Origin of the sequence: Paenibacillus sp. V4I9, from assembly GCF_030817295.1 — a bacterium.
Classification (GTDB): Bacteria; Bacillota; Bacilli; order Paenibacillales; family NBRC-103111; genus Paenibacillus_E.
The window spans coordinates 5,686,936-5,698,848 of sequence record NZ_JAUSZE010000001.1 but is presented as its reverse complement, the minus strand read 5'-3'; the positions used below and the strand labels follow the sequence as shown (position 1 = coordinate 5,698,848).

Annotated in this window: 9 protein-coding genes; 7 read left to right on the top strand and 2 right to left on the bottom strand. The window is 44.7% G+C overall.

Annotated features, from left to right (window positions below; translation table 11 throughout):
- Positions 1–112 precede the first annotated feature (112 nt).
- Both QFZ81_RS26435 and QFZ81_RS26430 read left to right on the top strand, forming a co-directional pair.
- Positions 113–577, top strand: coding sequence for an acyl-CoA thioesterase (locus QFZ81_RS26435; protein ID WP_307439985.1), 465 nt, complete (start codon positions 113–115; stop codon positions 575–577).
- Between the two features lie 14 nt (positions 578–591).
- On the top strand, positions 592–987 hold the full coding sequence (locus QFZ81_RS26430; protein WP_307439987.1) for an FxsA family protein: 396 nt from the start codon (positions 592–594) through the stop codon (positions 985–987).
- 24 nt (positions 988–1,011) lie between these two features.
- Here QFZ81_RS26430 and ytvI read toward each other — a convergent pair whose 3' ends face one another.
- The gene (ytvI, locus tag QFZ81_RS26425; RefSeq protein ID WP_307439989.1) at positions 1,012–2,148 is read right to left on the bottom strand and encodes a sporulation integral membrane protein YtvI; all 1,137 of its coding nucleotides are present in this window, start codon (positions 2,146–2,148) and stop codon (positions 1,012–1,014) included.
- A 191-nt stretch (positions 2,149–2,339) separates the two neighbouring features.
- Between ytvI and QFZ81_RS26420 the strand changes: the two genes are divergently transcribed.
- Entirely contained in the window at positions 2,340–4,472 is a 2,133-nt protein-coding gene (locus QFZ81_RS26420; protein ID WP_307439992.1) for an RNA degradosome polyphosphate kinase, read from the top strand.
- On the opposite strand, the gene QFZ81_RS26415 is transcribed toward QFZ81_RS26420, so the two are convergent.
- The gene (locus QFZ81_RS26415) at positions 4,438–5,973 is read right to left on the bottom strand and encodes a Ppx/GppA phosphatase family protein (protein WP_307439994.1); all 1,536 of its coding nucleotides are present in this window, start codon (positions 5,971–5,973) and stop codon (positions 4,438–4,440) included. The two genes, QFZ81_RS26420 and QFZ81_RS26415, sit on opposite strands and share 35 nt — an antisense overlap.
- A 302-nt stretch (positions 5,974–6,275) precedes the next feature.
- Here QFZ81_RS26415 and citZ point away from each other — a divergent pair, with 302 nt between their 5' ends.
- The 4 genes from citZ (at position 6,276) to QFZ81_RS26395 (ending at position 11,797) form a co-directional block, all read left to right on the top strand.
- Entirely contained in the window at positions 6,276–7,388 is a 1,113-nt protein-coding gene (gene citZ, locus QFZ81_RS26410; protein WP_307439996.1) for a citrate synthase, read from the top strand.
- 344 nt (positions 7,389–7,732) lie between these two features.
- Positions 7,733–9,031 carry an NADP-dependent isocitrate dehydrogenase gene (gene icd, locus QFZ81_RS26405; RefSeq protein WP_307439998.1) on the top strand — a complete coding sequence of 433 codons (1,299 nt, stop codon included), beginning with the start codon at positions 7,733–7,735 and terminating at the stop codon, positions 9,029–9,031.
- A 51-nt stretch (positions 9,032–9,082) separates the two neighbouring features.
- Positions 9,083–10,024 (top strand): malate dehydrogenase, encoded by a 942-nt coding sequence (mdh, locus tag QFZ81_RS26400; RefSeq protein ID WP_307605373.1) that lies wholly within the window; start codon positions 9,083–9,085, stop codon positions 10,022–10,024.
- Positions 10,025–10,222: 198 nt separating this feature from the next.
- The gene (locus tag QFZ81_RS26395) at positions 10,223–11,797 is read left to right on the top strand and encodes a DNA-binding protein (RefSeq protein ID WP_307449468.1); all 1,575 of its coding nucleotides are present in this window, start codon (positions 10,223–10,225) and stop codon (positions 11,795–11,797) included.
- Positions 11,798–11,913: the final 116 nt, after the last annotated feature.

Below are 11,913 nucleotides of genomic sequence, written 5' to 3'. Positions count from 1 at the left end.
AACGGAACTTACGCACTCAAACCCGCACTGAGTACACCTTCAGCATTACCCATCCCTAATCCTAGCTGTGCTATAATTGTTCTAAGACTTGTTACTGGAGGAATACATCATCATGACTCAGGAGCGCTGGCATCAGCATCAGTTTCGTGTGAGATATGAAGAAACGGATCAAATGGGGGTTGTGTACCATGCCAACTATTTGACGTGGTTCGAGATTGGGCGGACCGAACTTATCAGGGAGCTTGGTTACCCTTACCGGCGAATTGAGGAGAAAGGGCTATTGCTGCCGCTTGTTGAAGCAGAGATTAAGTTCAAGAAGCCTGCTCGTTATGATGACTTGGTATGCGTGAACACGCGTGTGATTGACAGGAGCAGTATTCGGCTCCATTTTGCCTATGAAATCCGTAAAGTTTCGGAAGAAATGATGGCTCTAACCGCAGATTCTGCTGCACAACCTACCGGGGAATTACTTGTGACTGGAGCAACACATCACGTTTGGGTGAATCCTTCTTGGAAGCCAATACGTATAGAGAAGGAAGCGCCAGAATTATGGCAGCTGTTAGCTAAGTATTCATAAAAGGGGCTGAGCTTATGTTTCGTATCATTCTTGCCATTTTTATTCTAGTGCCTGCCATAGAAGTTACGCTTCTCATCACACTTGGGCATTTTGTAGGGGGCTGGACAACTTTCGCGCTTATTATTATAAGCGGCTTCCTTGGTGCTTATTTCGCCAAGCGGGAAGGACGCAAAGTGCTGGAGTATGCCAAGTTTGAGTGGTCTCAGGGCCAACTGCCTACACAGCATTTGTTGGATGGAATCTGTATTTTCATCGGAGGCATTTTATTAATTACACCGGGGTTCATCACGGATATTTTCGGATTTCTACTTGTATTTCCTTACACGAGACCGATTTTCAAGGTTATGCTGCTTGCACTGATTCAAAAGCAAATCGGCAGAGGCGGAATTAATATCATAAAACGTAGATAAAGAACAAAGGCTCGTTCACTCCGCTTATTTGGGAGGAACCGAGCCTTTTTGTATGTAAGCCGCCATATCATGAAAAATTCTTGCGCGATAGAACGCTGCAATCAGAATGAGAGTCACAGGACCCACAATAAGCCCGAGGAGTCCGAATAGTTTCAATCCAACGAACATGGCGATTAACGTAGCCAGAGGGTCTAATCCTACTGAGGAAGCGAGCACCTTAGGTTCCATGATCTGTCTGGCAATCACGATGACGCCATACAGTACACTGAGGCCGATTCCGAGAAAAAAGTCTCCTTGCGCAAAGAAAACATACAAAATCCAAGGCACCATGACTGCACCTGTCCCCAAATACGGCATTAGGTCTGCTAAGCCTGTTAATAAACCAATGGTTATGGCATAGTCAACGCGCAAGACCAGCAAGCCAATGATGACCACTAGAGCGGTCAGCGAAACAAGAATCAGTTGGGCGCGTATGTAGCCGAAAAGTGCTTTTTGCAAATCCGTCCGAATCAATTGGGTTGTCTTCACAATCATGTCGGAGAAGATTCCTTTATACCGTTTGATAAGCTGATACCAATCTTTACTAATGAAAAAGGTGGCCAGCATTACAATAATGGTGATGGTTGCGATATTCGGCAAAGAAGTTAGAAATCTTTTCAAAGTATCAAATACATAGCCAATAATGAACTTACTCACGTCTGCAATGGAGCCTGCTGTCGAAGATAAATTGTTGTTGACGGTTTCTTGATATTTCGGGTTATTTTCAAAAAACTGATTAATACGTTCAATCCAATCTTGGAAAGCTGTAGAATTAATGAAAACATTGAATTGCTCCACCCAAAGGTTAATTTGAATCTGTAAGGTATCCGCAAGTGAACCTAATTCTACGACTATATTCGCGACTAGCAAGGTTATGGCCGTAACCATGGCACCTAGAAATAACAACATGGATAAGGTAACGGCAAGCCAGCGCGGCAATTTCACTTTGAATTGGAAGAAGTTCACAAGAGGATTGAGCATAAGAGCTAGAATCCAGCCGAAAATAAATGGGTAAATCAGTGGGATTACATAGTAGAAAGCGAGTCCGATTAGAACAATAATTAGCGCCACCCAAATGCCCCTGAAAATCTGGTGAACTAAACGCGGATTCAGGATACCCATGGTTTTTTCTCTCCTTGTTTCAAGTCTTTTCATTGTAACATGATCATGGATAAATACGGAAATAACATCACCTTTACAAAATCTTCATATATTAAAACAGGGGATTCTGCATTGTCGGTGTAGAGCACGCATAGTACAATGATGATATATGGCACAGATAGAAAACATAAGAAAATATAAGTGGAGGCTTTATGAGTATTGCGCGCGAACCTGATTTGAAAGAAGTTAAAGAGCTCAAAGAAGTCAAGGAAGTCAAAGAGATTTCGACCAAGTACTTAAACAGGGATTTAAGCTGGATCGAGTTCAATTGGCGTGTTCTAGAGGAAGCGCAAGATGCGAGCACTCCGCTGCTTGAGCGTGTGAAGTTTCTGTCAATTGTATCCAGTAATCTCGATGAGTTCATGAGTGTTCGTGTCGCAGGACTGAAGGATCAAATCAAGGCTGGGTATACCAAGAAAGACTTCACAGGCTACACCCCTGCCGGCCTTATTAAACGGATTATGAAGCGCACAGCCAAAATGGTAACAGAACAGTACAAAACGTATCGTGAAGTAACGAGACTGTTAACCAAAGAAGGCATTGTGTTTACGGAATTTGAAGATTTGAATACGACACAGAAAAAAGCCATGGATGCTTATTATCATGATATTATTTTTCCCGTATTAACGCCGATGGCCGTGGATCAAAGTCGTCCATTTCCACTTGTACATAATCAATCTGTTTATTTAGCTGTCTTGCTTGTGCGGGAAGGGGATGATCTGGATGATGAGCCTTATTTCGCCATCGTTCAAGTACCTAGCAATTTATCCCGTTATATTCCTGTGCCAACACGGCCAAATAGTAAAAAAACAGAATTTATTCTTCTTGAAGAATTGATCGAGCATCATATAGAATCGCTGTTCAGTGGATACATCCCGATTTCCGTGCATGGGTTCAGGGTGACTCGAAACGCGGATTTAACGCTCAATGAGGAAGGGGCGGAAGATCTGCTAGAGGAGATCGAGAAGGAGCTTAGACGCAGACGCTGGGGCTCTCCTGTTCGACTTGAAGTACAAGAGGGCATTCATCCTTATGCGCTTGCACAACTTCAGGATGAGTTCGAGATTGAAGAACAAATTTTTGAAATTGACGGACCGCTGGACATCACATATTTCATGAAGCTGGCCGGTACGTTGAATGGCTATGAAAATCTTCGCTATCCGCGTATTGCTGCCAAATATCCCATAGAATTTGAGGATACGACTGACTTCTTTGAGGTTCTAAAGCAAAAGGATGTATTGGTGCATCATCCCTATGAAACGTTCGACGCAGTAACAGACTTCATCATCCATGCTGCCTATGATCCGAAAGTGCTCGCGATCAAAATGACACTGTATAGAGCGAGCGGAAACTCGCCAATTATTCAAGCGTTAGCCAGAGCCGCGGAGTCCGGGAAGCAGGTCACGGTTGTAGTTGAACTGAAAGCTAGATTTGATGAAGAGCGAAATATTGCATGGGCAAGAATGCTTGAAAAGTCAGGCTGTCATGTGGTTTATGGACTTGTTGGGCTCAAAACGCATGCCAAGATAACACTCGTCGTTAGACAAGAAGAGCAGACACTCCGCCGATATGTTCATGTGGGAACGGGGAATTATAACGACAGCACAGCCCGTCTTTACACAGACGTAGGGCTATTCACTTCAAATAGTGTGATTGGAGAGGATGCCTCTGCGCTTTTCAATGAAATTACTGGCTATTCCGCGCCTCATGATTGGCAGTCTTTCGCTGTGGCTCCTACGGATTTGAAGGATAAGCTATTCGAGCTTATCGAACGTGAAGCTGAACATGCTAGAGCGGGCAGACCAGCCCGAATTATTGCAAAAATGAACTCATTATCCAATCAAGAGATGGTAGATGCCTTGTATGCGGCGTCGCAAGCAGGTGTGAAGATTGAATTAATTATTCGCGGCGTATGCTGCTTGCGCCCAGGGGTGCCTGGGATTAGCGAGAATATTACGGTTCGGAGTATTGTAGATCGTTTCTTGGAGCATTCCCGCATTTATTATTTCGAAAATGGCGGATTAGTTGATGTATATTTATCTTCAGCTGACTGGATGACACGTAACTTGACACGTCGTATTGAGCTGATGTGCCCTGTTCTTGATCGGGAAATGAAGAAAGTGATGATTCAAATTCTGAATGTCACTCTGCATGATAACGTCAAAGCAAGAGAATTGATGCCCAACGGGATGTACAGTCGCATAAAAAATGAACTGACCCCTTATCGGAGCCAGTTCGAGGCGATGAAAATTACTTCATGGAAAAAACTCCGGCTTGAGTCTTAAGCTTCAGCCCCCAGATTTTTTCGAAATCTTTGCTTATAGCCGCGAGTTCCTTTAGCTCCATAATTGGGTTGTGGATACATAATAGCTTGAGAGTTAAGGTCGATTCGGTTTGCGTTGTTTGCAGCTCTTGAACTGGCTGTGTCTCACTATGATCCAAAGCTATTGCTAATTTAAGCAGCGTACCTAACTTTATAATTAATGCCGCGTCGGATTCCATCAAAAGGTCCTTGTAAGCTAGGACTTGTTGGTGGGTCCGGCTTTTTGTTTTGTAAGAAGCAATGAAAGAGCAAATAACAATTTCTCGATGACTGAGACCGTCGATATGCGCCCCTGTCATCATATATTCTGTATGTTTGAGGTAATGGTAATAATGGACACTGGCTCCAATTCGATGCAAGAGGGCAGCGGTATGCAAGTATCTTTGGCTTCGATCTTCCGATTCGGGCGGAGCGGTGAGTGTATGATAAAGCTGCATGGCAAATTTATCTACATGAGAGACATGTTTCACAGCGGCGTTCGGATGGAGCAAAAGCAAATTATGGATACTTGCTTCAAGAACATCCTCCTTGATTGGGTGTTTAGGATCAAATGTTTCGTAGAAGAGGCCATCACGAAGCCCTGATCCGCTGATAATGCACGCCGATGAACCCGCTGCTTCGAATATGGTGTCCATAATGATCAGTCCCGGAACCATAATATCTGCGCGCTCTTTGGAGAGACCATCTATTTTTTTTCGTTTTTCCAATGGCATGGAGAATAACAATAGGAGGAAATCACGAAGCTCCCCAGGCTTCAACGTGTAGTTGTGGGCAAGCTGAAGCGAGTATTTGCTGCGTTTTTGGCTTATTTTCCCAAGGGTTCGAATCGTTCCGCCTAGACCAATCATAGGCAGATTGGGAGAACCGGCAATCCAAGGATGAGCCAAAATCGCATCTTCAACCATCCGACGAATATCGCCCATTTCCTGCTCGGTCAGATTCCCGTTTTTCATAAATTGGCGTGTGGTGTTCACTGCACCGAATGGAAAGGAAACGCTGTGCAGCAATTTCCGGTTACGAAGCAATGTGACTTCCGTGCTCCCTCCGCCAATATCAATGATCAGGCCGTCCCGGATATCGATTGTATTGATTACACCTAAGTAGCCATAACGGGCTTCTTCGGTACCGCTCAGAACTTCAATACGAAGTCCAGTCTGTTCTTGGAGAATTCGCACAATTTCAGCTGAATTGGCCGCGTTACGTATGGCTGCCGTTGCTACGGCCCTTATTGTCTGAACCTCATGAACTTTGCATAACAGAGCGTAGTGGGATAGAATGGGGACAATAGAAATAATATCTTTGCTATATAAAATGCCATCGGAACCGATGCGCTCGCTGAGCCTAGCGGAATCCTTATGCTCACTGACAACGCGATATGCCCCATGGGCATTAATTTCGTAGATAACAAGTCGAATCGAGTTGGATCCGATATCAATGATGCCGATACTTTTGCTGCTGCTCATGTATTTGCTCCTTTTTCAGAGAGAAATCACTTTTACTTTGCCTACATTGTATCAATCTCAACACGACTCGACAAACTTTTCCTGCTGGGGTGCATAATTCGGGGGAATTAACAAAAACTTGTATCGTGTGTTTAGAAGAGATGGCTCAAATAAACAGTGACGATTTCCGCCAAAAAGATTCTTTATGATAGTGATAATGAAGTTTTATGTCTGCTTTTGTTCACTTACTAAGCAAAATACTTTATTATTAAGTTAGGAAAAAAGCAATTTTTTGCTAATAGAGTAGCTAAGGAGAGATTCCCATGTCTGCAACCAAAGGTTTAGAAGGAATTGTAGCCACGACCTCGTCGATCAGCTCCATTGTAGATGGTGTGCTAACGTATCGCGGGATTGATATTGATGACCTCGCAGAAAATGCGACATTTGAAGAAGTTATTTATTTGCTTTGGTTCGGCAAGTTGCCTAATCAAACTGAGCTTGAGAAACTGCAAAGCGACCTGAACGCTTACAGCAAGGTGCCTGATGCGGTTATCAACCAGATTAAAGCATTCCCTAAAGATGTTAATTCCATGGCTGCTCTTCGTACAGCAGTATCGGCTCTTGCACTGTATGATGAAGAAGCGAACGATTTGAGCCCTGAATCCAATGTGCGTAAAGCAATCAAGCTGCAAGCACAAATTCCTGGCATTATCGCAGCTTTCGCTCGTATCCGTGAAGGTAAAGAACCTTTAGCATCCCCAGGATATGCTTCTGTTGCTGCTAATTTCTTGTACCAACTAACAGGTAACGAACCGGATAAAATCGCTATCGAAGCTTTGGACAAAGCATTGGTTTTACACGCTGACCATGAGCTGAATGCATCCACATTCGCTGCACGTGTTACTGTTGCAACATTAACAGACATCTACTCCGGTATTACTTCAGCGATCGGCACGCTCAAAGGACCTCTTCACGGCGGCGCGAACGAAGCTGTTATGGCGATGCTGGAAGAGATCGGTACTGTAGAGAACGTTGTTCCTTACATCAACGATAAATTAGAGCGTAAAGACAAAATCATGGGCTTTGGACACCGTGTTTACAAAAACGGAGATCCGCGTGCGAAGCACTTGCAAAAAATGTCCCATGAGCTTGGTAAACTAACTGGCAACCTCAAATGGTACGAAATGTCCATTAAAGCAGACGAATTGGTCACTAGCCTCAAAGGCTTGAAACCAAACGTTGATTTCTACTCAGCTTCCGTTTACACAACGTTGGAAATCCCACGCGACCTGTTCACGCCGATCTTCGCGATCAGCCGTACATCCGGTTGGGCTGCCCACATCTTGGAGCAGTACGAAAACAACCGTTTGATCCGCCCACGCGCTGAGTACACAGGTCCGGTTAACCAAAAATACATTCCAATTAGCGCACGCTAATTGTCACTTTAACTCCATGTGCGGGCAGTTCGGTACCCGTCCTCGGCTAACTCCGGGGGAGTACCGCAACTCCCGTCACTTTTTGTGTGTTTACCTACTTACATCTACGGTGACGAGTTAAATTTGCTTTTAAATGTACCTCGTTACACCTAAGTAGCTAAGTGGAGTGCTTGGCAGTGCCTGGAGAAACGTAGTGCCCGCCTTTAGAATCGTGTCCATACCATAAAATCAATTCAATTGGACAGGATGATAACAGCGGTCGGAAGGCATTGCCAAAAGCACGCAACGTAATGCACTACATGTTCTCACGAATCATTTTAAACAAATCTAAGGAGGAACTAATCATGCCACAATTCGAATCCTACGAACTTCCAAAAGAAGGTCAAAAAATCACCATCGAGAATGGTGTTCTGCAAGTACCTAACAACCCAATCATCCCTTACATCGAAGGTGACGGTACAGGTCCTGATATCTGGGCTGCTTCCGTACGCGTTCTGGATGCTGCAGTTGAGAAAGCATACAAAGGCGAGAAAAAAATCGCATGGTATGAAGTTTTTGCCGGCGAGAAAGCTTTTAACAAATACAGCAACTGGCTGCCTAACGATACATTAACAGCTATGCGCGAATACATCGTGTCCATCAAAGGACCTCTTACGACGCCAATCGGTGGCGGTATTCGTTCCCTGAACGTTGCACTTCGTCAAGAATTAGATCTTTACGTTTGTTCCCGTCCAGTTCGTTATTTCGATGGCGTTCCTTCACCAGTTAAACGTCCTGAGCTGGTTGACATGGTTATTTTCCGTGAAAACACAGAAGATATCTACGCTGGAATTGAGTGGGAAGCTGGTTCCGACGCAGTTAAGAAAGTTATTAAATTCCTTCAAGACGAAATGGGCGTTAACAAAATTCGCTTCCCAGAAACTTCAGGAATCGGCGTTAAGCCAGTATCCTCCGAAGGTACTGAGCGTTTGGTACGCGCTGCAATCGAGTACGCGATCAAACACGGCCGTAAAACGCTAACTTTGGTACACAAAGGTAACATCATGAAGTTCACAGAAGGCGCGTTCAAAAACTGGGGTTATGAGCTTGCTGAGCGTGAATATGCTGACAAAACATTTACTTGGGCACAATACGATCGCATTAAAGAAGCTGAAGGCGCTGAAGCAGCTAACAAAGCTCAAAAAGACGCTGAAGCAGCTGGCAAAATCATCGTAAAAGATGCTATCGCTGACATCGCTTTGCAACAAGTATTGACTCGTCCGACTGACTTCGACGTTATCGCAACATTGAACTTGAACGGTGACTACCTGTCTGATGCACTTGCTGCACAAGTTGGCGGTATCGGTATCGCTCCAGGAGCAAACATCAACTACTTGACTGGTCACGCAATCTTCGAAGCTACGCATGGTACAGCTCCTAAATACGCTGGTCTTGACGTAGTTAACCCAGGTTCTGTAATCCTATCTGGCGTTATGCTGCTTGAGCACCTTGGCTGGTTGGAAGCGGCTGAATTGATCTACAAAGGTTTGGAAACATCCATCAACAACAAAACCGTAACTTATGACTTTGCTCGTTTGATGGAAGGCGCGAAAGAAATCAAATGTTCCGAGTTCGCGAACGAAATCATCAAAAACATGGCTTAATTTTTTGCGAAAAAGTGGATCTACTAAAAACTATTAGGAGGTACATCTCAAATGGCAATTCGTCGTAATAAAATTACCGTTGTCGGCGCAGGTTTCACGGGAGCAACAACTGCTCTTATGTTAGCTCAAAAAGAACTTGGTGACGTTGTTCTTCTCGACATTCCACAACTGGAAAACCCTACAAAAGGGAAAGCGCTTGACATGCTCGAAGCAGGTCCAGTTCAAGGGTACGATAGCCAAATCACGGGTACTTCCAACTATGTGGATGCTGCTGGTTCCGATATCGTTATCATCACAGCAGGTATCGCTCGTAAACCGGGTATGAGCCGCGACGATTTGGTAAACACGAATGCAGGAATCGTGAAATCCGTATGTGAGAACGTGAGAGAAGTAGCTCCTGATTCCATCGTTATCATCTTGAGTAACCCTGTTGACGCGATGACTTACGTAGCATTCCAAGCACTTGGCTTCCCAAAAAATCGCGTAATCGGTCAATCCGGTGTACTCGATACAGCTCGTTACCTGACGTTCATCTCCCAAGAGTTGAATGTATCTGTTGAGGATGTTAAAGGTGTTGTTATCGGTGGACACGGCGATGACATGGTTCCACTCGTTCGTTACACATACGCTGGCGGCGTGCCAATCGAGAAGCTGATCCCAGCTGACCGTATTGAAGCGATCGTTCAACGTACACGTACTGGCGGCGGCGAAATCGTTAACCTGCTTGGTAACGGTAGTGCATACTACGCACCAGCGGCTTCCCTTGTGCAAATGACAGAAGCAATCCTTAAAGATAAAAAACGTATCATCCCAACTATCGCTCTTCTTGAAGGCGAATATGGCTACGACAATCTGTTCATGGGCGTTCTAACTGTACTTGGTGCTAACGGTATCGAGAAGATTCTTGACATCGAGCTGACTGAGGAAGAGAAAACAGCTTTGGACAAAACAGCAAACTCTGTTCGCAACGTAATCAAAGTTGTAACGGGTTAATACGCTTTAAGATGAAGGATCAACTACCTATGCGAATAGTGGTTGGTTCTTTTTTTTGTTCATTTTATTGTGGCGATGCACAATTTTTTGTTAATTTTGTAAATTGTTTTCCAACTACTATTCCCAGTTAATGGTCTATGCTACGATAGGCATAGGCCAGCACAATTGGCTAAAAAATCCATGGGATGGTGGGATTTGATGTTGAAGAATAGCTTGCTAGGAACAAGAAACTGGAGAAGATTCTGTTTAACCGCAGCATTATCCGTATCATTGTTAGGCATTGTTCCACAAGCTTTTGCGGAAGGTCCGAATGACCCCGCGCCATCGATAACGCCGACAACGGCGAATGGCAAAAAGGTGCTGTTTGACAATACGCACGGTCAAACGGCAGGTGCGGCTGATTGGGTTATTGACGGCGGTTTCTCTGATTTTGCTAGCGCATTAGGAAATGCAGGCTATTTTGTAAAAGAACTGCGTAAGAGTACAGCGATTACACTCTCCGATTTAACAGCGTATGATGTGTTCGTTATTGGTGAGGCTAACATTCCATACAAGACATCTGAGCAAAGCGCCATGCTTGAGTATGTGCAAGGCGGCGGCAGTATCTTCTTTATTGGCGATCATTATAATGCAGATCGTAATAAAAATCGTTGGGACGCCTCGGAAGTGTTCAATGGCTATCGCCGCGGCGCGTGGACGAATCCAGCTTCAGGTATGAGCACAGCAGAAGCAGCTTCGGCAGCGATGCAGGGTGTTGCAAGCTCTGATTGGTTGTCGGCCAATTTCGGTGTGAAGTTCCGTTATAACGCATTAGGTGATATTACAGCGAATAATATCGTGAGCCCCTCTCAGGCTTTTAACATTACGAGTGGTGTCTCCACGGTCGCTATGCATGCAGGCTCGACTTTAGCGGTTACAGACCCGAACAAAGCCAAAGGTATTGTTTACCTGCCAGCGACGACGACCAAATGGGCTAGTGCTGTGGATCAAGGGGTATACAACGGCGGAGGTGTAGCAGAAGGTCCTTATGTTGCTGTTTCCAAAGTTAGTGCAGGCAAAGCCGGTTTCATTGGCGATTCCTCACCAGTTGAAGATGCGACGCCAAAGTATAAGAGGGAAGAGACAGGCGGTACGAAAACTACGTATGCGGGATTCCAAGAGCAGAATGACGCTTCTCTTTTAGTAAATATGGTGAACTGGTTGGCAACCAAAGAAAGTTATACAAGTTTAACGCAGGTGACAGGCCTTACATTGGATTCAGCAACTACACTCTACTCATGGGAGCAGCCGGCTAATACAACAGAGCCGCAGGCCGAGCCTTGGGCAGCACCTGCAGCTGGTTATAAGTGGTGGGATCCATCAACATTTAAAGTAGGATCTTACGGATATAGTACCGCCACGAATACGACAGATCCGTTTGCTTTTGTCCATCAAGCGCAACTGCCTAATCAGGCCGTTTTTCAAGTGAAGATTATTCTAAATGGCTTAACAGCAAATTCAACAACAACCGGCTATAATATTGGCATATATAATAGTTCAGGTACCCAGGTCGCTAAGGTTCAAAATAGCAATGGTACATGGCCATCCACCTACGGTTACAGCACGAGCTTCTCATTAACAGCTGATGCAAGCGGTCATGCGGAGAAGATTGTGAGTATTCAAATTAATCCGAGTATCTCCGGTTCTGCTAATATGCGATTGAGACAGAACACGACTGCCAAATTTACAGAGGCGGTTACGATCGCTAACGTTCCGGCTGAGCCACTGCCTTAAAACGTTATGAGGACAGTTAATCCGGTTTGACTCCATTTACTGAACGAAGTGAAGTACCCCAACGAACTCATAATAATATGAGTTCGTTGGGGTACTTCTATTTTGCAGCTGCTTTT